Raw genomic sequence first — 20,359 nt, forward strand, 5'->3', positions numbered from 1 at the left:
GCACGACTGTGGTCTGCAGGTTCGCGCACCGCCATCGCCGAACAGGCTGTCGGAATCGCCAGGGGCTGGAACAGACACGGGCGTAGAGTCGCCCGCTGCTCCGGTCACGGCCTGCACCAGCCGTCACCGTACCGACACGTCGCTAGGCTGGCGGCATGACCCAGTCGTGGATAGCGCCGCCGATGTCCTTCGGCACGGCGATCAGCACGGTGTTTCGCAAGTATGCGGAGTTCGGGGGCCGGGCCACCCGCGCCGAGTTCTGGTGGTTCACGCTCTTCGCCGCCCTCGTGAGCAGGTCATGCGCTGGTGCGAGCCGACCTGGCCCGACGGCCCGAAGGACTAACCCCCTCCAGGTGTTCTGAGCCGGGCCACGGCGTCCCTGGGCGACGCGCTCACTGCGCCTCCATCGGGCGACCGCGCCCGCTACAGCGGGCGCGGTCGCCGGTCAGAGGTGCGGTGACCGGCGCTGGGGCCACCGCACTGCGACTACTTACGCAGTTCGAGGTACTTCGCGATCAGCGCCTTGGTCGACGAGTCCTGAGCCTCGAGCGCAGCACTGTCGCCCTGCACCGCGGGGGTCACCTGCAGCGCCAGCTGCTTGCCCAGCTCCACGCCCCACTGGTCGAAGGAGTCGATGCCCCAGACGGTACCCTCGACGAACACAATGTGTTCGTAGAGCGCGATGAGCTGGCCGACAACGCTCGGCGTGAGCGCGGGCGCGAGGATCGACGTGGTCGGGCGGTTGCCGCTGAACACGCGGGCCGGAACGATCGACTCCGCGACGCCGTCGGCGCGCACCTCGTCGGCGGTCTTACCGAAGGCCAGCGCCTTGGTCTGGGCGAAGTAGTTGGCCATGAACAGCGTGTGCACGTCCTGTCCGGGCTGGACGCCCGCACCGTCGCCGGTCTCGTCCTTCAGCGGGTGCGCCGGGTTGGCCACGGCGATGAAGTCCGCCGGAACCAGCCGGGTGCCCTGGTGGATGAGCTGGTAGAACGCGTGCTGGCCGTTGGTGCCCGGTTCGCCCCAGAAGACCTCTCCGGTGTCGGTCGTGACCGGGCTGCCGTCCCAGCGCACGCTCTTGCCGTTGGACTCCATGGTGAGCTGCTGCAGGTAGGCGGGGAAGCGGTGCAGGTACTGTGCGTACGGGAGCACCGCGTGGCTCTGTGCATTGAGGAAATTGGTGTACCAGACGTTGAGCAGGCCCATCAGAACCGGCACGTTCTGCTCGAGCGGCGCGGTGCGGGTGTGCTCGTCGATGGCGTGGAAGCCGGCGAGGAACTCGCGCCAGTTGTCGGGTCCGATGGCGATGACCACCGAGGTGCCGATGGCGGAGTCGACCGAGTAGCGGCCGCCGACCCAGTCCCAGAAGCCGAACGCGTTCTCGGGGTCGATGCCGAAGGCCTTGACCTTGTCGAGGGCCGTGGAGACGGCGACGAAGTGCTTGGCGACGGCATCCGTGCGGGCCGCATCCGTGTCGTCGAGGACGCCGGCGGAGGCCAGCTCCGCCCAGAGCCATTCGCGCGCGAGGCGGGCGTTGGTGAGGGTTTCGAGGGTGCCGAAGGTCTTGGAGGCGACGATGAACAGCGTGGTCTCGGGGTCGAGGCCGGCGGTCTTCTCGTAGACGTCGGTCGGGTCGATGTTCGAAACGAAGCGCACCTCGAGGCCCGGCTTCACGTAGGGCTTGAGGGCCTCGTAGACCATCACCGGGCCGAGGTCGGAGCCGCCGATGCCGATGTTGACCACGGTGCTGATCGGCTTGCCGGTCACGCCGGTCCACTCGCCGGAGCGCACCTTGTCGGCGAACGCGTAGACCTTGTCGAGCGTGGCGTGCACGTCGGCGTCGACGTCCTGGCCGTCGACGATGAAACCGGCCGGCGGCACCAGGCCGGCGGCGTTCTTGGGACGGCGGAGCGCCGTGTGCAGCACCGCGCGGTCTTCGGTGGCGTTGATGTGCTCGCCGGCGATCATCGCCTGGTAGCGGCCCGCAACGTCGACGTCCTGCGCGAGCTGCACGAGGTGGCCGAGGATCTCCTCGGTGATGAGGCCCTTGGACAGGTCGACGGTGAGGTCGGCCGCCTGGAAGGTGTACCGATCGGCGCGATCGGCATCGGCGTCGAACCACCCGCGCAGGTCGGGCGTGAAGCCGTCGGCGATGCCGGCGAGCTGCTTCCACGCGTCGGTCGAAGTGGGATCAACGGGGGTATTTTCGGCCACGAGGCCCTCCTGGATGCGTCAGAACACGGTCCACAACTCCCGCAGCGCTGCGAGGCGGTCCGAGAGCAAGCCTATTGCCACGCCGTACCTCACCGCACATCGTGACGCAGGTCAGTGGCCGGCCGGCGCCGGGGCGGGTGCAGACTATCGGAATGACCACACGTCGCACGCGCACCCTCATCGTGCTCCGGCACGCCAAGTCCGACTGGTCGGGCGGTGAAGCCGACATCGACCGTACGCTCAATGCCCGAGGGCAGAGCCAGGCTCCGGATGCCGGCAGCTGGCTGGCCGAGCACCACCCCGGCATCGACCTGGCCATCGTCTCCCCCGCCACGCGGGCCCGCAGCACCTGGGCGTTGGCCTCGGCCGAGCTCAGCATCGCCCCGGAGGCACGCGTCGACGAGCGCGCGTATGCCGCCTCCGTCACCGATCTGCTCGAGATCGTGCGGGAACTGCCCGACGAGCTGGAGAGCGTGATTCTCGTGGCCCACAATCCCGGCCTCGAGGAGCTGGTCTACGCGCTCACCGGGGAGAGCGTCAGGATGTCGACGTCGGCGCTGGCCGTGCTCGGTGTGCCGGGTGGTTGGGCCGACCTGCCGGCCTCGACGGCGGTTCTCCTCTTCTCTGTCCGCCTCGGCCCGGCCGGGCTCGACTAGCCGCGCGCGACGAGCTGTCGTGGCGAACGTGCTCGGCCCGTCGTCAGTCGGCCTGAGCGGCTTCCATGCGCAACGGGAGCCGCCGAACGCTCTCGAACTGCCGGTGCGAGCCGTCGACCGGATCGGTGAAGGACACCTCGCTGGCCAGGAGCTGGAGCGGCCGGCTGAAGTCGTGCACCGACACATCCTGCACCACGGGGTAGATCGGGTCGTCGGTGATCGGGATGCCGAGGCCCAGCATGTGCAGGCGCAACTGGTGGGTGCGCCCGGTCGTGGGCGTCAGCCGGTACTCCCCCGACTCCCCGTGTGTGCCCGCCAGTTCGATGCGTGACTCGGCGTTGGCCGGGGCGCCGGGCACCACCTCGCCCTGCCACTGACCGGGCCGGGTCGCGAGGTGGTTGCGCACCGTGACGGGCAGGTCGAGTTCCGGGCGTAGCGCCGCCAGGGCCCGGTACACCTTGCCCACCTCGCCGCGTTGGAAGAGGGTCTGGTAGGCACCGCGCCAGCGGCGTTCGGTGGCCAGGACCAGCAGGCCACTGGTCACCCGGTCCAGTCGGTGCAACGGCGAGAGCTCGGGCAAGCCCAGTTCGGCGCGCAGCCGAACGACGACGCTCTGCACGACATGCCGTCCTCGCGGGATGCTGGAGAGGAACGGGGGCTTGTCGATCACCACGATCCGCTCGTCCCGGTAGACCAGGTGCAGCGCGCCGGGCACCGCCGGTTCGTCGGCCAGGTCCCGGTGGAACCAGATGAACGTGGTGGGCCGGTACCGGTCGGTCCCGGCGACCGGCGCGCCGTTCTCGTAGACGAATCGGCCGGCGGCCAGGAACCCGGCCACCTCCACGAACTCGCTCAGCCGTTCCTGCAGCCAGGCGCCCATGGTAGGCCAGGTCGGCTGCGGTGCGCCCGGTCGGTCGCGCTCGGGGGTGCACACCCACGCCGCTTCGAGCCCGTGTCGTTGTGGCAGGGGCGAACGTGGGGGCATCCCCCGATCGTATGCGCCCTAGGAGGCGGGGAGCGCTGCGCCGATGATCGCGTCGAGCTCGATCTCCACGAGAAGGTCGGGGGCGGCCAGCGCGCCCACCGCCACGGCGACCAGGGCGGGGCGGATGCTGCCGAAGATCTCTCCGTGCACGGCGCCGACGGTGTCGAAGTCGGCGATGTCCTTCAGGTACACCCGGGTGCGCACCACCTCGTCGAAGCTTGCGCCGGCCTGCTCGAGGGCCGCGCCGATGCGCACGAAGATCTCGCGGGCCTGCGCCGCGGCATCCGCCCCGCCGACGGCCCCATCGGGCGAACTGGCGGTGGTACCGGCGACGAACACGAACGCGCCCGCCTTCACTGCGCGGGAGTAGCCGACGACGGGCTCCCAGGCGGAGCCGGACGAGATGTTCTGGCGGGTGTATTCGGTCATGGTGTCCTCGCTGGGGGCCTGTTTCGGGCGTCACTAAGGGGGTGACGAAACTCTGACATTACCGGGTCGCGCGGCGCGCGCAGGATGCCGGGGCGCACACCGGATGGCGAGGCTCAAGCCCGGAACCGCGGGCCGAGTTCCACGAGCCGCCTGCCGGTGTCGGCGCGGTCCGTCAGCTGACCACGACCACGGCCGGGCCATCCACCTCGGGCGCGGTCGCCGACTCCGGGGCCGCCCGGCCGGCCAGTTCTCGCCGGGACCGCAGGCCCAGCTTGGCCAGCGCGTTCGCGAGGTGTTTTTCGACCGTCTTGACGGACACGTGCATGGACGACGCGATCTCCCGGTTGAGCTGTCCTCCAGAGGCGAGCAGAACGGTGTCGCGTTCCCGGGGAGTGAGCGTCGGCCAGCCGGCCAGGGCAGGCAGGGCGGCGGCCGTTGCGGCGGCTACGGGCAGATAGGCCGCCGCACCCAGCCGGCCGAACAGCCGGTCGGCCTCGCGCGCCGCTGCGGCTCCGTCATCGACGTGGCCCCGCGCCACGAGGCTGCCGGCCAGCGCCCGCAGGGCGAGGGCGTGGGCGAACGGGGTGACCGTTTCGTCGCCGGTGCTGACGGCCACGGCGAAATGCCGAGCGGCGATCATGCGCTGGCCGCGGGCCTCTGCGAGCAGGCCGCGCAGCCAGTCCGGGTAGCCGAACGCGCGGCTGCCGCTCTCCTGAACCAAACGGTCGATCACGGCCTGGGCCTGGTCGAGCGAGCCCAGCGTGATGAGGGCTTCGGCCTGCATGGCTCGCCAGCCGGTGTATCCGGTGGCGGTGGTGGCGGTGTCGAGACTGCCTCCGAGCAGCGGCGCGAGCGCCTGGATGACGGCATGCGGATGCCCGCCCGCCCTTTCCACGACCGCGGCAGCGACAGCTGCCCCCACGTGGTGTTGCGGCAGCGGGCGCTCGACCGCGAGTCGGGCCCCGACGCGCACGGCTCGCTGGGCCTCGTCAAGCTGGCCGGCCTGCGCGGCCAGCATCGCGATCACCCCGTGGGCGATGCCGTCGTGGTTGCCGTTGCGGCTTGCCGTGGTGTGCGCGAGCACGGCCTGGGCGTCGAGCATCGCCGAATCCCACTGGCCGAGCGAGTAATGCACCTGCGCGCGCAGGGCGAGTCCGAGCGGCAGCACGTGCAGCGCTTGACTGGCCCGCGCCGACTCGATGGCCAGGTCGAAGGTATGCAGGGCCGCCCGGTCCAGGCCGCCGTAGAACTGATGCTGGCCCACGATCACCAGCGCGTCGGCGCGCTCTGGCCGGTTGAGCGGCAACCCGATCAGCGGGTTCAGGACCACCATGGCCTGGTCCCGATCGCCCGAGATCCACAGGGCGAACCCCCAGGCCAGGCGCAGCCGGGCGTCGGCGGGCGACACCGCCGCAGGTTCGCACGGTGCGGCCGCCAAGGCGGCAGCGCTGGCGGCGATGGTTCCGACGATGTCCAGGGTGGCCAGCCGGATGCTCGCGACGACGCCGGCCACAAAGAGCACCTCGTCCCGGGTCGGCTGCCGGGCGTCGGCGGGCGCGCCCTGCGCCAGGCCCTCCTGCACGAGGGCGAGGGTCTCGGGAAAGTTGCCGAGCAGGTAGCCGAGTCCGCCCAGCACGATGGTGCGGGCGGGGCCGGGGGAACACCGGGCCACGCTCTCGGCGAGGGTGCCGGCGAGTTCCGCGTCATCCGCGAAGAAGGCGTACGCGCCGGCGCGCAGCAGCCGGCGTTCCCGATCCGCGCTCGCGGAGCTCACCCCGCTCGCTCGGCTGTAGATTCGGGCCGCGCTCGGGTAGCGGCCCGTTGCCGCGTTGCGGTCGCCCTCGGCCTCGAGGTCTGCGGCGAGCTCGTCGTCGGTGTGCTCGGTCGCCGCGAGCCGGTGCTCGAGCTGCGCCCATCCACTCATCGACCGGGCGATGGCGGCGTTGAGCGCGCGGGCCCGAGACGCGTCGATTCCGCGACGGATGCCCGTGCGTGCGCGCTCCGAGGTGAAGCCCAGTTCTCGCTGCCCCTCCTCGTCGAGCATCTCGACGAGCCCGGACGCCAGGACACCGTCCACCGATACCGTCAGGGAGAGTCGTGCGGCGATCTCCATCAGGGTGGACACGGCCAGTGGTCGTCCCATCACCGACAACAGCTCGAGCAGAGCGCGGGTCGGCGCATCCAGGGCGGTCAGCTGCGCAGCCAGGTGATCGGCGTAGCCGTCAGGCACGGGCAGGTCTCGGGGAATCGAGGCATGCAACCGCCCGCCCAGCCGTTCGAACACGGTCACCAGGTGGTGCGGGTTGCCGTCGGTGAGCTCGGTGAGCAGGTTGGCGCGCGCCGGGTCGAGCTGGATGATGCCGTGTTCGGCGGCCAGCTCGATGCACTGCAGCGCCGTGAAGCCGGGCAACCGGATGACCCGGCCGCGGCCATCCCGACTGCTGGCCACCCGCAGGCGGTCGATCAGGCTCGACTGGCCGGTGTGACCGGCGACGATCACCAACAGCGGCACGTTGTGCAGCGCGCCGATGAGGCCGGCCGCCCGGTCGGCCGCCTCAGGCGTCAGTTCATCGGAGTCATCGATCAGGGCGATGGTGGGCTCGTCGACGGGGCCGACCAGAACGGTCAGCACCGCGGCACCGCGGACAACCGTGAAATCGGGAACCGTGCGCAGGAGATCGCGCACCAGCCAGCTCACCCCGGCACCGGGTTCACCCTCGAGGATGACAACGGTGGTCACACCCTCCAGCGCCTGCACGGCGGCAGAGAGGAGCTTCGACTGCTCCGCCAGACGCACCACCATGACGACTCCTTGGTTCCGGTCGCCTCCGAGGGTCGACGCCCAACTTTAGCGAGCGCCGTACGGTCCCCGCGAAAAGGAAGGGTTCTACCCTGCCATTGCCGCGCTCACCGTTCGGAAAGCCGATATGTCCTGCCCGTTTCGCGTCGGAGAACCCGGGACCGCCCGCCACAGTTCGTGAGATTCCACGCCGGGCGCGCGGCTAAGCGGTCGGGCGCGCGGCGGCGAGCAGCCGCCGCGCCTCGTCGACCACCGCGAGAACCGCGATCGTGTCGGCGAGAGGATGCCGGGGGTGTTCGGTGAGGCCGGCGGCGAGGGCTTCGCCTACGGCCCGGAACATGGGCACGTAACCGGCGCCCTCGATCGGCACCGTCGTCGTCTGCGCCGTGTAGCCCGGCGCGGAGTAGCAATGGATGGCGCCGCCTGCGAAGAACGTCGGGTCCATCACGATGGTGCCCGCGGTGCCGCCCACGACGGCGAACGCCATGATGACCTCGGTGAGGGAGCTGGTGACGGTGGCGAACCTGTCGTCGGAGTAGCCCAGGGTGAGGGTCGACCGGAGGTCCACGCCATCCGCCTGCATCACGCCGTGCGCGGCGACGCTTAGCGGCGTGCCCAACAGCAGCTGGGCGAACGCTGCGGGATACACGCCGAGGTCGAGTAGCGCCCCGCCGCCGAGGTCCGCGTTCCACAGCCGGCTGGTCTCGGTGCGGGGGAAGTTGTAGCCCATGCTGGATTCGACGGAGCGCACCGCACCGATGGCGCCGGACCGGATCAGCTCCTGCACGTGCAGGACGGCGGGGCTGAACTTCATCCACATGGCCTCCATGAGGAACAGGCCCTCGTCGGCGGCGAGTTGCGCGAGCTCCGCGCTCTGCCCGGCCGTGAGGGTGAGGGGCTTCTCACAGAGCACATGCTTGCCGGCGAGCAGCGCCTGCCGGGCCAGATCGAAGTGGCTGCTGTGCGGTGTGCAGATGTACACGGCGTCGATATCGGCACTGCCGAGGGCGTCCTCCACCGACGCGAACACACGTGGGATGCCGTGGCGGGCGGCGAAGTCCTCGGCCGTGGCCGCCGTGCGAGAGGCCACGGCCACGATGTCGACGTTACCGGCCAGCCTGATGTCGCCGATGGTCTGCTCCGCGATGGCGCCGGTTCCGACGATCGCCCACCGGGGCGCCCCGGCACCGCCGGTCATGCGGACGCCGCCCGCGCGGCCTCCAGGGCCCAGACCGCGAGGTCGTGGTCGATGCTCTCGTGCAGCCCGGAGACCCCGAGCATCCCGATCAGTGACCCGTTCACCCGCAGGGGGAAGGCGCCGCCGGCCGCCGCGTACAGGTTGATGGGCAGGCCGGTCGCCTCGTTGAAGTCCTGGCCTCTGGCCCGGTACTTGGTGCTGACCAGGAACGACGGCACGTTGTACCGGGAGACCACCCGGAACTTGCGGGCCAGCCAGTCGTCGTTGTCCGCGGTGGTGCCGGGGCGGGCGGCGTGGAAAACGCGTTGCTCGCCGAACACGATGGACACCGTGACGCCCAAGTTCTCCGCCACGGCACGCTTCATCAGGGCGGTGCCGAGCGCGAAGGCATCGTCGTGGTCGAAGGAGACGAAGCCGATCCTGTCATTCTGCTCTTCCAGAAGCGGGAGCAGATCGCGGGCGGCGGGGTCTGGGGTGAACGACATCGAGGGTCCGTATCCGTTGGGGTGGGCCTCTGCGCCGCACTAGTCTGCACGCTATCGGTGCCTGCGGCACTCCGCAAATGGATCCGGCTCCACGCCGGCACCGCCTAGCATTGAGCAGATGACGACGCCACGCCATCCGGAGGTCGCGGCCCAACCACGAGCGAAGCGGGTCTCCCGCTGGTGGCCGGCGCTGAGCGGCGCCATCGCCCTCGGCCTCGCGGTGGGCCTCGGCGTGCTGATCGTGGTGCGCGAGCAGGGCATGCCCCTGGCGATCGACACTGCATGGTTCAACGACCTCACCGAGAACCGCGCGCCCGTGTGGGATGCGGTGGCCCTTGTGATGGATGCCCTCGGCGGCGGGCTGGTCGCGACCCTGCTGCTCCCGGCCGTGATCTGCGTCGCCCTCTTCCTGACCCGGCGCCCCTGGGCTGCCGGCTACGTCCTGGCCGCAAGCCTCGCCACCGGCGGGGTCGTGCAGGTGCTCAAGCACCTGTTCGGCCGGGCGCGTCCGGAGAACATGCTCACCAACCTCGACTTCGGTTCATTCCCGTCCGGGCATGTGGCCAATGCGGCGGTGACCTCAGCGGTGCTGGTGTTGCTCTTTCCGCGCCTCTGGGTCTGGCTGGCCGCGGCCGCGTACACGGTTGTCATGATGCTCAGCCGCACCTATCTGGGCGCGCACTGGCTCACCGACACCGTGGGGGCGCTGTTGCTCGGCATCGGGGTGGCGGTGCTGCTGTGGGCGCCGGTTGCCGCCAAGCTCGACGGCGAGCACACGATGGCCCGGGCCCGCCGGACCGGGCCGAAAGCGTCCGGCGACGCCTCCTCCTGAGGACGCCTACTCCTGAGCCTAAGGAGCGCCGCGCTCGCGCCTGGCTCGGCGGCGTTCGCGCCAGGTCATGGCGGCCAGTGCGGCCTCTTCCCGGGCCCGCGACTCCTCGCGCTCCTGCTGCGCGGCGCGGCGGCGTTCACGCCACCGGGCGAGTTCAGCGTCCACGTCCCGCAGGGCCGTGACGACGGGCGGTCCGCCGCGGAGCTGCCGGCGTGCCTCGATGACGCGTCGGTTGAAGTCCTCGAGCACCTCGCGCACCTGCTGCTCGGCGAACACGGCATCCAGGCGGTCGTCGAGTCCGGCATCCTCGGTGCGGAGCGTCAGCGCGGGCGGCCCGAGGCCGGTGATCTGTTCTCGCTCGATCTTGCGTTTGATCCACCAGTCCGGGTCGTAGCTGTCGGTGAGCCCGGGGATGGGTTTGCCCGCACCGGGCAGATTGTCGAAGTCGCCGCGGCGGATGGCCTGTTGGATGGAGATCTCGACGTACTGTGCCCGCGCCTCCATCATCGACTGGCCGGCCTCGTTGGTGTCCGGCTCGGCCTCCTCGGGGCGTTCGGCCTCGGGGATCTCGCGATTGATCTTGTACCGCGCCACGTTGAGCGGCGTATCGCTGGGTTCGCGCTTGCCTGCCATGAATCCAGCCTAGATTCTTATGCTGACACTGTGGGCGCCGCCGCCCAGGTGAGCGGAGGAGGGTCATGACCAATCCGAAGACGGCGCCGGCCGCAGGTCCGACGAGTCCCACGCTGCTCGATCGCACCTTCCAGGTCAGCCTGATCCTCAAGGGCCTGGATGGCGTGCTGGAGCTGGTGGGCGGGATCCTGCTGCTGGTGATCAGCCCCGCCCAGCTCGGTGCAGTGGCGCGGGTGCTCACCCAACACGAACTCGCCGAAGACCCGCACGACCTCATCGCCACCACTCTGGTGCGGCTGGCCGGCGGGCTCAGCGTGTCGGCGACGCTGTTCGGGGCCGTCTACCTGCTGGCCCACGGGGCCGTGAAGGTCGTGTTGGTGTGGGCAGTGCTGGCGAACCGGCTCTGGGCCTATCCGTGGATGATCGGGTTTCTCATCGTGTTCATCGGCTACCAGGCCTACCGGCTCGCGGTCGGCTTCTCCTGTGGTGTGGCCCTGCTGACGGCGTTCGACATCTTCATCGTCGTACTCCCCTGGCGCGAGTACATGATCCGGCGGCGACGCTGAGGTCAGGCCGCCTGCTGGGACGGCGCACGGAACGCTGCGGCGATGGTGTCCTCCAGCAGTGGATGTGCCGGTCCGGCCGCCAACTGCGCCCACGGGTCGCCGAGGTCGAAACGCCAGGCCAGCCGGCCGGTGCTGTGTTCGAAGACCTGCACCGGGTCGATCGACACAAAGAGCCTGCGCGTGGCCGCCAGGGAACGCGCGTTCGCGTGGTGGATCGAGGAATAGAGCGGAACCGCGTGCGCGCGCGCCGCGACGATCGTCGCCCGTTTGATCGCGGCGTTCAGCCCGGTGCCGCGCACCGAGGGGGCGAGATAGGTAGAGGTCTGCTGCGTGCCGGGCAGCTCGAGGTACGGCACCACGGCGAACGCGCCCACGGGGTCGTCGCCGCGGAACAGCGCCCAGGCGCGGTCGGGCGCCCGCCGCAGATAGGACTCGACGAGGAGGTGACCGGTGGCCGCGCCGGCCACCGGATAGTCCAGCGCGCCGAGAGCGGTTGCCAGTCGGTCACGCTCGGCCGGGTCCAATGACGTGAGCAGACGGATGTCCGGGAGAACCTGATGGAGCGGCGTGCGCGGGTGCATGCGGATATTGTCATCGCGGCCGGTAGCGCCCGAGTGAACGTCGAGTGACCGTGGTATTTCCGGGCAGGAACCCGGGGTCGTTGCCGACCTCAGTCCGTGTCGGTGGAGGCCGAGGCGGCATCCGCTTGAACCGTCTTGGTGTCCGCTGGGTCGTTCTGCCGGCGGCTCGCGAGCATCAGCGGAACGCCGATCAGCTCCACCAGACCGCCGATGAGCAGTGAGGCCCCGTACCCGCCCACGTCCGCGGCGCGGCCGAGCGCCGGCTGGATGAACACGCCGCCGAGGCTGCCGAAGAGGGAGTCGAACGAGAGCACGGTGGCGCGTTGCTTGGAGGGGATCATGTCATTGAGGTAGGCCTGCCGCACGGGCTCGGCGACGGCGAAGACGAACCCCCACACGGTGAGGAACACGACCGCCAGCCAGAACAGGCTGTTGAGGCCGAGCACCACGAGCGAGACCACGCTGAGCAGGGATGCCACGATGACGGTGCTCGTGCGCTTGGCGAAGACGCCGCGGATGCGGGGCGCCAGAACGCCGCCGACCACCTGTGCCAGCGACAGGATCGCCGCGGCCAGGCCCGCGATGGAATACGCCGACGGGTCACCGTAAAGCTCGAGCAGGTAGGGCTGTAGCGCGTAGAAGGCATAGATCCCGACCCCGGAGGCGAACGGCGCGGAGAGGATCATGTAACGCACCGACCGCTTCTGGAGCCCGTGCTCCACCGATTCGCTCAGCACGAGCCTGGTCGCCTTCCACGGCCCCCGGGACCGGTCCGGGGTGAAGCCGAGGTCTTTCATCACGACGAACGCGTAAACGAACATCACCACCAACACCCCGGCGCGCAGCAGGAACGGCACGCCGAGGTTGGTGGCCTGGGCGATAACCCCGCCGAGCACCGACCCGGCGAACATGGCGATCCCGGTCACCACGAGCCCGCGCCCGAAGACAGCCTCGAGGCTGCCGGTGTACCCGGTCGACGTCAGCGCGTCGACCAGCCAGGCCTCCACCGCGCCGGAGAAGAAGGTGAACCCCAGCCCCAGCAGCACCGAGACGATGGCCCACCAGACGAACGGCGCCTGCCAGACCCACAGCATCCAGTACAGCCCGGTGGTCACCGAGAGGGTGATGGTGCCCAGCAGGTAGGAGGCCTTGCGTCCTACGGTGTCGGCGACGACGCCGGTGGGGATCTCGAAGATCACCATGCCCGCGGTGAAGAACGCGTTCGCGGCGAAGGCCTCGAAGTTGCTCAACCCGGCGTCGAGCAGGAACAGCGTGTTGATGCCCCAGATGAACGAGGCCGCCAGGGTGTTGCCGAGCAGGAGGATCACGTAGGTGCGTTGCACGCGCCGTGCCGCCGGGTTCACGACCCGCCGCCGATCCGCACCTGACCCTTCGTCATGCACCCATCATCAACCCGGGTGCAGCGGATGGCCACCCGGCGACCGGCCTTGGCAGGGGAATTCCTCGCTTCCGGTGCCGGGCGCGCGGTGCCGGCCTACGCTGTGGGTGTTCCCGGCGGTGCACCGAGAAGCCGTCGGATGCCCAACTGGCCACACATCGAAAGGAATCCACGTGAAAGTCCTGATCGTCACGGAATCATATTTCGGCAACACGGCCAGGGTCGGCGAGGCGATCGCGGCTGGACTGCAATCCCGCGGCGCCGACGTCACCGTCGTGGATGCCGCGTCGGCACCCCCGCCGGGTGCGCAGGACCTGGTGATGGTCGGCGCACCCACCCACTACCGCGGACTTCCCTCGCCCACCTCACGCGATCAGGCGGAGACCCGCGGCGGCCGACGGGTCACCGCCGGCGTGGCCGAATGGCTGGAGAAGATTCCGCGCAGCGCGGGCACGCACGCCTGGGCCTTCGACACGGTGTCCAACACGGGATTCTTCGCCGGTTCGGCGGCGAAGGCCATCGGCAAGCGGCTGCGAGCCAAGTCCTTCGACGTCGTCGGCCGCATGAGCTTTGTCATCACCGGCACCGGCACACCGCCGCCTGGCACGGAGCTGGCGCGGGCTCGGCAGTGGGGCGCGACCTTGGCCGGGTAGCGGCTACTCCCCTACGGTGCTCACGAGCGGCACATGCCCCTTGGCCGGTTCGGTCAGCCAGACCGACACTATCGCGCCCAGCACCGCCAGGCCGATGAGCACCCAGCCCACCACGTGGAAGGAATCGATGGTGGCCGCAAGCGTGGTGCCGCCGGCCACGAGGGAGCCGAGGATGCTCACTCCGATCGAGCCGCCCAGCCGCTGGGTGATGTTGAAGAGGGTGTTGCCGTCGGCGAGCTGGTCCTCCGGCAGCGGCGCGAGCATGGCCACGAGCAGCGGGGTGGTGACGAAGCCGATGGCGATCGCGCGCCCGGAGAGCATCAGCGCGGTGCCCCACAGCGGGGTGTCCTGCTCCAGGAAGAGCAGGAAGACGCTGGAGATCGCCAGCACCACGAAGCCGAACGCCACGAGCATCCGAAGGGGGATGCGTGCGGAGAGTTTCTGCCCCACGACGGTTCCGACGCCCATGATGATGCCCTGCGGCAGCAGTGCCAGCCCGGTCTCCACCGCGGAGTAGCCCTGCACGGACTGGGTGAAGATCGGCATCAGGAACACGGTGCCGAACGCGATCACCGAGCAGAGCACCTGCAGCAGCAGGGCCAACGCGGAGTTCTTGTGCCGGATCATCTGCACGTCCACGGCCGGATGGGCGTGCCGCAGCGCCCAGAACGTGTACAGCACCAGCAGCACCAGGCCACCGGCCAGCGGCAGGTAGGAGATCGGGCTGTCCCAGCCCTCTGACGTGCCCTCGGTGGCCCCGAGCAGCGCGGCGGTGAGACCCACCGCGAGCAAGGCAAAGCCCACCGGGTCGAACCGGATGCCGGGGTTCGGCGCCGCCCCGATTCCCTTCGGGATCCGCACGAGCAGCAACAGGCCGATGATGCCGACGGGCACGTTCACAAGGAAGATCCAGCGCCAGCCGCCCGCGCCGATGAGCAGGCCGCCCAGGGTGGGCCCGAGGGCCGGGGCGAGGAAGAGCACGAGCGCGGCGGAGATCGGGATCTTGCCGCCGCCGATACCGTCTTTGCCGAGCAGGATGCTCAACGCCAGCGGCACGAGGGGCGCCCCGACGAAGCCCTGCAACGCACGGGCGGCGATGAGGAACTCGATGTTCGGTGCGATCGCACAGCCGGCCGACACCAGGACGAACAGGATCATGCTCACCGTGTAGACCCGCATGGTACCGAACCGCTTGGCCAGATAGGCGGTGACCGAGAGGGAGACGCCCAGGGCGAGGAGGTAACCGCTGACCACCCACTGCACGGCCTTGAGATCGGCGCCGAGCTCGGTGGCGATGTCGGGCACCGCCACGTTGACGATGCTGGAGTCGATCATGCTCAGCAACGGCCCGATCAGCAGGCCGTACCGGGCGACCGCGCCGAGCGGGCTCGAGGTGCCGCGAGTGCGTGCGGCGGAGCGGGTGGTGGTCATCGGGTGCCTTCGGTGTCGGGGGTGACGGACGGAGTCGTGGTGGTGGGCACGCGCATCCCGCGCAGTTCGTCGACCCAGCGGCGTTCGGTCTCGAGGGTCGCCACGAGATGCTCCATGGCGAGTGATCGCCAGGCGCCGGTGGGCGAGGCGACCGCGTCGGCCAGAACGGCGTGCGCTTGCTCGAGCCGCGCAGCCAAGGCTGCCGCGCGGGCGTCGAGGATGCTCTGCCGGCCGGTGGGAGTGATCTCGGCGAAGAAGTTCAGCCGGGCCAGGAACTCCTCCTCGTTTCCGGCGAGCGCGGCCGGGAGAGTGGAGATGAGCTCGGTAAGCAGGACCCGGCCGTGATCGGTGATGGCGTAGATGGTGCGCGCGGGCCGGCCTTCCTGGGCCTCGTGCACGCTCGAGACGGCACCCGACTCCTCGAACCGGCGCAGGATCGGGTAGAGCGAGTTGTTACTCAGCCGGGTCGTGGTGGGGCGCTGCACCCGTTGCTTGAGCTCGTACCCGTGCACAGGCCCGGCCCGCAGGTTGCTGAGAATCAGGATGTCCAGAAGCGCCATGTCGTCCACTATGACATAGGTCAGCCTGGACTAGGTACGTTGACCGCCCGGCTGAGCCGGGCAACACTGTGCAGCGTGGACCCCCAATGGGGGTGGTCGACGAGGAGGTGCCCGTGGGCGACAAGAAGAACGCCGGCAGCGACAAGATGCGGCGCAAGGACTACGAGGCCGAGCTGGCCATCCTGCAGGGCCGGCTCGTCTCCCTGCAGGAGTGGGTGAAGCGCACCGGCGCCAAGGTCTGCATCGTCTTCGAGGGCCGCGACACCGCCGGCAAGGGCGGCACGATCAAGCGCATCGTCGAGCGGGTCAGCCCCCGGGTGTTCCGGGTGGTGGCGCTGCCCTCCCCCACCGAGCGGGAAAAGACCCAGATGTACATCCAGCGCTACCTGGCGCATTTCCCCGCCGCCGGCGAGGTGGTCATCTTCGACCGCAGCTGGTACAACCGAGCCGGTGTGGAACGCGTGATGGGCTTCTGCACGCCGCAGCAGACCGAGGACTTCCTGCGGATGGCGCCGCTGGTCGAGCGGGCCATGGTCGACTCCGGCATCATCCTGCTCAAGTACTGGCTCGAGGTCAGTGAGGACGAGCAGACCCGGCGTCTGGAGAGCCGGATCAATGATCCCCGCAAGACCTGGAAACTCTCCGCGATGGACATCGAGTCCTACGGACGCTGGTACGACTACTCCCGGGCCAGGGATGCCATGTTCCAGGCCACGGATGTGGGCGCCGCACCCTGGTACATCGCCCACACCGACGACAAGAAGCGCGGCCGGCTCAACATCATCAGCCACCTGCTCAGCCAGGTGCCCTACGAGGCCGAGCCGACGCCCGACGTGAAGCTGCCACACCGGCAGAAGCCCGGCGACTACCAAGAGCCCACGCTCACCCTGCGGCAGATTCCCACGCCGTTCTAGGCCGCATCCGTTCTGCTACGGCCCACTGTTACGCCCGAGGAGCACACCATGACCGACAAAGCCCGAACCATGCCGGCGGCGCCGACCGTGAGTTGGTTCGCGGTGCCGGTTGCGGAAACGGCGGACCGGTTGGAGGTGCGCCCGGGCGAGGGGCTCAGCAGTGCAGAGGCGCAGCAGCGGCTGAAGCAGTACGGGTCGAATGTGCTCGCCGAGGTGAAGCCCGAATCCGTGTGGACCAAGTTCTTCAAGCACTACCGGGACTACATGCAGATCGTGCTGGTGGGCGCCGCCCTGGTCAGCCTGCTCATCGGCGAGTTCCGCACCGCCGTGGGCCTGACCGTGCTCACACTCTTCAATGCCTGGCTCGGCTACCGGCAGGAGAGCAAGGCGGAGGCGGCAGCGGCGTCGCTGGGCAGCATGATGAAGGCGGTGGCCAAGGTGCGCCGCGACGGCGATGTCACCGAAGTGCCTGCCGACCAGCTCGTGCCCGGCGATATCGTGGTGGTGGATGCCGGCGACCGGGTACCCGCCGACGGCCGGGTGCTCGTCGCGGCCACCCTACAGGTCGAGGAGGGCGCGCTCACCGGTGAGAGCGTGGCGGTGGAAAAGGACGCCGGGGTCATCGACCGGCCGGATGTCGCGCTCGGCGACCGGGTCAACCTCGTTTTCATGAACACCAACGTCACCCGGGGACACGGGGAGATTCTCGTCACCACCACCGGCATGGGCTCCGAGGTCGGTCACATCGCGAACCTGCTCTCGCAGCAGAAGATCGAGAAGACCCCGCTGACCAAACAGGTGGACCGGCTCACTCTGTTCATCATCTTCGCGGCCCTGTTCGCGTTCCTGGTGATCGTGATCACGGGCCTGATCCAGGGCGAGTCGTTCACGGTGCTGTTCGGCATCGGGGTGGCGCTCGCCGTGGGTTCGATCCCCGATGCCCTGCCCGCGGTAGTCACCACGATCCTCAGCGTGGGCTCGGTGAACATGGCCAAGAAGAACGCCATCATGAAGGTGCTGCCGGCGGTCGAGACCCTCGGCTCCACCTCGGCGATCAACTCCGACAAGACCGGCACTCTCACCCTCAACCAGATGACGGTGCGGGAGTTCAGCACCGTGCAGCACCGCTACACCGTCACCGGGGAGGGCTATGACTTCGACGGGCAGGTGCAGCGCACGGTCGGCGATGCCGAACGCGACCTCGACTACGTGATGTTCTCCTGCGCCCTCTGCAACGACTCCGACATCCAGAACGGCCAGGTGATCGGCGACCCCACCGAGGCGGCGCTCTACGTGCTCGCGCAGAAGGGCGGCGTCGATGTGCGGGAGTTCCGCCGCAGCCACCCCAGGGTGGCGTCGGTACCCTTCGACTCCGACTACAAGTTCATGGCCACCTTCCACCGCATGCCCGGTGCCGACGGCAGGCCCGTCATCCGGGCCTACGTCAAGGGGGCGCCCGATGTGCTCCTGGCCCGGTCCACGACCGGCCGGATGCCCGGTGGCCGGGGCGCGCCGCTCACCGAGGAGGCTCGCGGCCTGGTGCTCGCCGAGAACGAGCGCATCGCCGGCCAGGGCCGCCGCGTGCTCGCCCTGGCGCAGCGAGAGTTCGACCCGGCCACCTTCGACCCCACTGGCGACCTGATGGCCCTGATGCAGGACCTGGAGCTGTGCGCGCTGATCGGGGAGGTCGACCCGCCCCGTGCCGAGGCCGTCGCCGCGATCGCCGAGGCCAAGCGGGCCGGCATCCGGGTGCGGATGATCACCGGTGACCACGCCGTGACGGCGGCGGCGATCGCCACCGAGCTGGGCATCCCGGGTGACGCGGTGACCGGAGCTGAATTCGCCGCCATGAGCGACGCCGAGGCGGACAGCCGGGTCGAGTCGATCGGCGTGATCGCCCGCGTGGCGCCCGAGCACAAGGTGCGTCTGGTGGAGGTGCTGCGCCGCCGCGGCAACATCGTGGCCATGACCGGGGACGGCGTGAACGACGCGCCCGCCATCGCTGCGGCCGACATCGGCATCGCCATGGGTATCACCGGCACCGATGTGGCCAAGGGGGCGGCCAAGATGATCCTCGCCGACGACAACTTCGCCACCATCATCGCCGCGGTGGAAGAGGGCCGCCTGGTCTACGACAACCTGCAGAAGTTCATCCGCATCCAGGTCGCCAACCTGTTCATGTTCATCCTCGCGTTCATCGGGTCGTCACTCTTCGCCATCGCCGGCACCGCCCTGCTCAGCCCCGCCCAGGTGCTCTGGATCCACCTGGCCGTCGTCGCGCCGATCGGCGCCGTGATGGGCCTGGACCTGTCCACCCCGGGCATCATGGACAAGAAGCCCCGCCCGTTCAACCAGCCGATCATCGTGCGCTCCATGATGATCCGCCTTCTCATCACGGGGCTCTACATGGCCGCGGCCACCCTGGTGCTGGTGCAGATTGGCAAGACCAGTTACGATTCCCTGGTACTCGGCCAGACCATGGCGCTGGTGGGGCTCAGCCTGATGAACATCGCCGTGGCGCTCAACCTGCGCTACCCCACCGAGAGCGCGTTCGGCCCGTCCACCCTCGCCAACCCCAAGCTGCTGTGGGCGTTCGCCTGGGCCGTCGTCGGCTCGCTGCTGATCACCCAGATCCGGGTGCTGCAGGATGCGTTCGCCACCGTCGCCCTCACCGGAGCGCAGTGGCTGCTCTGTCTGGCGCCAGCCGTGCTGCTCCTGCTGCTCGGCGAGCTGGGCAAGCTCATCCTCCGCACCCGCCGCCGCCGCTCCTAGCCGAGTTGCGGCAAAGCACCCCCTCCCGCGTCGCGAAAGGGCATTTCGCCGCAAGTGACGGATACACCCCCACGCCGAGTTGCGCCATAGTGCCCTGTTAGACGCTCCAAAGCGGCACTTCGCCACAAGTCGCGACCGGGGCGCTCACCTACCCATCCACATCCCAGGAGGAGATCATGACGGTACTCGTCGGGTATTCGAGCAAGTACGGCGCCACCGAGGGCATCGCGGAGCGGATCGCCGCCGCGTTGCAGTCGGCGGGGGTCGACGCGGAGGCGCATCCGGTGCGCGACGTGCACGACCCGTCCCGGTTCGACGCGTTCGTGATCGGCGCCTCCGCCTACATGGGCTCGTGGCGGAAGGACGCCACCCGGTTCGTGCAGCATCACCGGGATCTCTTGACCGCCCGGCCGGTCTGGCTGTTCAGCAGCGGCCCGCTCGGTACCGAGAAGACGGATGACCAGGGTCGCGACATGCTCACCCAGGCCGTGCCGAAGCAGTTCGCCGAGTTCACCGACTCCCTCTCGCCGCGGGGCACGCAGGTGTTCTACGGTGCCATGGACACGTCGAAGCTCCGCGGCCGGGACCGGCTGGTCGGCAAGATCCCCGCCGTGGAGAAGATCCTGCCCGACGGCGACTTCCGGGACTGGTCGGCCATCGACGCCTGGGCACACAGCATCGCCCAAGACCTGTCCCCCAGTCCGCGAACTGCGAGCTGAGCTTCACAAATCCCGAAAACTTGGGACTTTTCTCGCAGTTCGCGGCGGTGTATCGGGGCTGGCGGCCGGGCGGAGGGGTTACTCGGCGGCGGGGCGCCGGCGGTTCTGCTTGGTGGCCGAGCGTTGCTGCTTGGCGGCGAGGTGACGCCGGCCGGAACCGCGGGTGGGCTTGGTCGCCCGTCGGCTGGGCCCGTCCGGCGCCAGCCCCGCGGCAACGAGTTCGGCGAGCTTGACCAACGCGATCTCCCGGTTGCGCAGTTGCGAGCGCTGCTCGGAGGCGGCGATGGTGACCACCCCGCCGACCAGGCGCCGATCCAGGCGATCGAGCAGCAGCATCCGCTGGTCGTCCGTGAGTACCGCGGACTCGGCGATGTTCCAGGACACCTGAACCCGGCTGTCCGAGGTGTTCACGTGCTGGCCGCCGGGGCCCGACGACCTGGAGAACCGCCAGCCGAGTTCCGTCGCCGGAATCGTGAGCGCGGGCGATACCTCAAGATCCATGCGTCTAGCGTGACACGAACCGGCGCCCGCC

Annotated in this window: 21 protein-coding genes; 8 read left to right on the top strand and 13 right to left on the bottom strand. The window is 69.5% G+C overall.

The window, feature by feature from the left end; translation table 11 throughout:
* Window positions 1–142: 142 nt before the first annotated feature.
* Complete coding sequence (locus tag DOE79_RS21015) at window positions 143–271, bottom strand: hypothetical protein (RefSeq protein ID WP_281270280.1); 129 nt, start codon at window positions 269–271, stop codon at window positions 143–145.
* Between DOE79_RS21015 and DOE79_RS21105 the strand changes: the two genes are divergently transcribed.
* The gene (locus DOE79_RS21105; RefSeq protein WP_425455711.1) at window positions 210–362 is read left to right on the top strand and encodes a DUF805 domain-containing protein; all 153 of its coding nucleotides are present in this window, start codon (window positions 210–212) and stop codon (window positions 360–362) included. The genes DOE79_RS21015 and DOE79_RS21105 overlap by 62 nt on opposite strands.
* 124 nt (window positions 363–486) lie before the next feature.
* Here DOE79_RS21105 and pgi read toward each other — a convergent pair whose 3' ends face one another.
* Window positions 487–2,214, bottom strand: a complete 1,728-nt coding sequence (pgi, locus tag DOE79_RS03550) for a glucose-6-phosphate isomerase (RefSeq protein ID WP_120337310.1) — start codon at window positions 2,212–2,214, stop codon at window positions 487–489.
* Window positions 2,215–2,366: 152 nt separating this feature from the next.
* Here pgi and DOE79_RS03555 point away from each other — a divergent pair, with 152 nt between their 5' ends.
* Entirely contained in the window at window positions 2,367–2,870 is a 504-nt protein-coding gene (locus tag DOE79_RS03555; RefSeq protein ID WP_120337311.1) for a SixA phosphatase family protein, read from the top strand.
* A gap of 43 nt (window positions 2,871–2,913) precedes the next feature.
* On the opposite strand, the gene DOE79_RS03560 is transcribed toward DOE79_RS03555, so the two are convergent.
* The 5 genes from DOE79_RS03560 to DOE79_RS03580 form a co-directional block, all read right to left on the bottom strand.
* Window positions 2,914–3,855: a pseudouridine synthase gene (locus tag DOE79_RS03560; RefSeq protein ID WP_120337312.1), complete on the bottom strand. Its 942-nt coding sequence runs from the start codon at window positions 3,853–3,855 to the stop codon at window positions 2,914–2,916.
* An 18-nt stretch (window positions 3,856–3,873) separates the two neighbouring features.
* Window positions 3,874–4,284 carry a Rid family hydrolase gene (locus DOE79_RS03565; protein WP_120337313.1) on the bottom strand — a complete coding sequence of 137 codons (411 nt, stop codon included), beginning with the start codon at window positions 4,282–4,284 and terminating at the stop codon, window positions 3,874–3,876.
* A gap of 172 nt (window positions 4,285–4,456) precedes the next feature.
* A complete protein-coding gene (locus tag DOE79_RS03570; RefSeq protein WP_120337314.1) occupies window positions 4,457–7,087 on the bottom strand; it encodes a helix-turn-helix domain-containing protein in 2,631 nt (876 codons plus the stop codon).
* A gap of 199 nt (window positions 7,088–7,286) precedes the next feature.
* Window positions 7,287–8,282, bottom strand: a complete 996-nt coding sequence (locus tag DOE79_RS03575; RefSeq protein WP_120337315.1) for a Gfo/Idh/MocA family protein — start codon at window positions 8,280–8,282, stop codon at window positions 7,287–7,289.
* On the bottom strand, window positions 8,279–8,767 hold the full coding sequence (locus DOE79_RS03580; RefSeq protein ID WP_120337316.1) for a heme-degrading domain-containing protein: 489 nt from the start codon (window positions 8,765–8,767) through the stop codon (window positions 8,279–8,281). Before DOE79_RS03580 ends, DOE79_RS03575 begins: the two co-directional genes overlap by 4 nt.
* A 118-nt stretch (window positions 8,768–8,885) precedes the next feature.
* Here DOE79_RS03580 and DOE79_RS03585 point away from each other — a divergent pair, with 118 nt between their 5' ends.
* Window positions 8,886–9,599 carry a phosphatase PAP2 family protein gene (locus DOE79_RS03585; RefSeq protein ID WP_120337317.1) on the top strand — a complete coding sequence of 238 codons (714 nt, stop codon included), beginning with the start codon at window positions 8,886–8,888 and terminating at the stop codon, window positions 9,597–9,599.
* A gap of 18 nt (window positions 9,600–9,617) precedes the next feature.
* On the opposite strand, the gene DOE79_RS03590 is transcribed toward DOE79_RS03585, so the two are convergent.
* Window positions 9,618–10,232, bottom strand: coding sequence for a DnaJ family domain-containing protein (locus tag DOE79_RS03590; RefSeq protein WP_120337318.1), 615 nt, complete (start codon window positions 10,230–10,232; stop codon window positions 9,618–9,620).
* A 65-nt stretch (window positions 10,233–10,297) separates the two neighbouring features.
* Between DOE79_RS03590 and DOE79_RS03595 the strand changes: the two genes are divergently transcribed.
* Window positions 10,298–10,798, top strand: coding sequence for a DUF2127 domain-containing protein (locus tag DOE79_RS03595; RefSeq protein ID WP_120337319.1), 501 nt, complete (start codon window positions 10,298–10,300; stop codon window positions 10,796–10,798).
* A 2-nt stretch (window positions 10,799–10,800) separates the two neighbouring features.
* On the opposite strand, the gene DOE79_RS03600 is transcribed toward DOE79_RS03595, so the two are convergent.
* A complete protein-coding gene (locus tag DOE79_RS03600) occupies window positions 10,801–11,379 on the bottom strand; it encodes a hypothetical protein (protein WP_120337320.1) in 579 nt (192 codons plus the stop codon).
* Between the two features lie 89 nt (window positions 11,380–11,468).
* Complete coding sequence (locus DOE79_RS03605) at window positions 11,469–12,743, bottom strand: MFS transporter (protein WP_120337321.1); 1,275 nt, start codon at window positions 12,741–12,743, stop codon at window positions 11,469–11,471.
* Window positions 12,744–12,951: 208 nt separating this feature from the next.
* Here DOE79_RS03605 and DOE79_RS03610 point away from each other — a divergent pair, with 208 nt between their 5' ends.
* A complete protein-coding gene (locus DOE79_RS03610) occupies window positions 12,952–13,431 on the top strand; it encodes a flavodoxin family protein (RefSeq protein WP_120337322.1) in 480 nt (159 codons plus the stop codon).
* 3 nt (window positions 13,432–13,434) lie between these two features.
* Here the strand turns inward: DOE79_RS03610 and DOE79_RS03615 are convergent, their stop codons facing one another.
* Window positions 13,435–14,862 (bottom strand): DHA2 family efflux MFS transporter permease subunit, encoded by a 1,428-nt coding sequence (locus tag DOE79_RS03615; protein WP_120337323.1) that lies wholly within the window; start codon window positions 14,860–14,862, stop codon window positions 13,435–13,437.
* Window positions 14,859–15,422, bottom strand: coding sequence for a PadR family transcriptional regulator (locus DOE79_RS03620; RefSeq protein WP_162942590.1), 564 nt, complete (start codon window positions 15,420–15,422; stop codon window positions 14,859–14,861). The genes DOE79_RS03615 and DOE79_RS03620 overlap by 4 nt, the downstream gene beginning before the upstream one ends.
* A gap of 86 nt (window positions 15,423–15,508) precedes the next feature.
* Here DOE79_RS03620 and ppk2 point away from each other — a divergent pair, with 86 nt between their 5' ends.
* From ppk2 to DOE79_RS03635, 3 genes are all read left to right on the top strand, one after another.
* Window positions 15,509–16,336: a polyphosphate kinase 2 gene (gene ppk2, locus DOE79_RS03625; protein ID WP_120337325.1), complete on the top strand. Its 828-nt coding sequence runs from the start codon at window positions 15,509–15,511 to the stop codon at window positions 16,334–16,336.
* A gap of 48 nt (window positions 16,337–16,384) precedes the next feature.
* Window positions 16,385–19,108, top strand: a complete 2,724-nt coding sequence (locus DOE79_RS03630; RefSeq protein ID WP_281270283.1) for a cation-translocating P-type ATPase — start codon at window positions 16,385–16,387, stop codon at window positions 19,106–19,108.
* A 176-nt stretch (window positions 19,109–19,284) separates the two neighbouring features.
* Entirely contained in the window at window positions 19,285–19,827 is a 543-nt protein-coding gene (locus DOE79_RS03635; RefSeq protein WP_120337326.1) for a flavodoxin domain-containing protein, read from the top strand.
* A gap of 78 nt (window positions 19,828–19,905) precedes the next feature.
* Here the strand turns inward: DOE79_RS03635 and arfB are convergent, their stop codons facing one another.
* Window positions 19,906–20,328: an alternative ribosome rescue aminoacyl-tRNA hydrolase ArfB gene (gene arfB, locus DOE79_RS03640; protein ID WP_120337327.1), complete on the bottom strand. Its 423-nt coding sequence runs from the start codon at window positions 20,326–20,328 to the stop codon at window positions 19,906–19,908.
* Window positions 20,329–20,359: the final 31 nt, after the last annotated feature.

It is taken from the genome of Cryobacterium soli (assembly GCF_003611035.1).
GTDB classification, from domain to species: domain Bacteria; phylum Actinomycetota; class Actinomycetes; order Actinomycetales; family Microbacteriaceae; genus Cryobacterium; species Cryobacterium soli.

Coding starts and splice junctions, on each gene's coding strand:
- DOE79_RS03555 (WP_120337311.1), top strand. CDS start 2,367: ATGACCACACGTCGCACGCGCACCCTCATCGTGCTCCGGCACGCCAAG.
- DOE79_RS03560 (WP_120337312.1), bottom strand. CDS start 3,855: ATGCCCCCACGTTCGCCCCTGCCACAACGACACGGGCTCGAAGCGGCG.
- DOE79_RS03565 (WP_120337313.1), bottom strand. CDS start 4,284: ATGACCGAATACACCCGCCAGAACATCTCGTCCGGCTCCGCCTGGGAG.
- DOE79_RS03570 (WP_120337314.1), bottom strand. CDS start 7,087: ATGGTGGTGCGTCTGGCGGAGCAGTCGAAGCTCCTCTCTGCCGCCGTG.
- DOE79_RS03575 (WP_120337315.1), bottom strand. CDS start 8,282: ATGACCGGCGGTGCCGGGGCGCCCCGGTGGGCGATCGTCGGAACCGGC.
- DOE79_RS03580 (WP_120337316.1), bottom strand. CDS start 8,767: ATGTCGTTCACCCCAGACCCCGCCGCCCGCGATCTGCTCCCGCTTCTG.
- DOE79_RS03585 (WP_120337317.1), top strand. CDS start 8,886: ATGACGACGCCACGCCATCCGGAGGTCGCGGCCCAACCACGAGCGAAG.
- DOE79_RS03590 (WP_120337318.1), bottom strand. CDS start 10,232: ATGGCAGGCAAGCGCGAACCCAGCGATACGCCGCTCAACGTGGCGCGG.
- DOE79_RS03595 (WP_120337319.1), top strand. CDS start 10,298: ATGACCAATCCGAAGACGGCGCCGGCCGCAGGTCCGACGAGTCCCACG.
- DOE79_RS03600 (WP_120337320.1), bottom strand. CDS start 11,379: ATGCACCCGCGCACGCCGCTCCATCAGGTTCTCCCGGACATCCGTCTG.
- DOE79_RS03615 (WP_120337323.1), bottom strand. CDS start 14,862: ATGACCACCACCCGCTCCGCCGCACGCACTCGCGGCACCTCGAGCCCG.
- DOE79_RS03620 (WP_162942590.1), bottom strand. CDS start 15,422: ATGGCGCTTCTGGACATCCTGATTCTCAGCAACCTGCGGGCCGGGCCT.
- ppk2 (WP_120337325.1), top strand. CDS start 15,509: ATGGGGGTGGTCGACGAGGAGGTGCCCGTGGGCGACAAGAAGAACGCC.
- DOE79_RS03630 (WP_281270283.1), top strand. CDS start 16,385: ATGACCGACAAAGCCCGAACCATGCCGGCGGCGCCGACCGTGAGTTGG.
- DOE79_RS03635 (WP_120337326.1), top strand. CDS start 19,285: ATGACGGTACTCGTCGGGTATTCGAGCAAGTACGGCGCCACCGAGGGC.
- arfB (WP_120337327.1), bottom strand. CDS start 20,328: ATGGATCTTGAGGTATCGCCCGCGCTCACGATTCCGGCGACGGAACTC.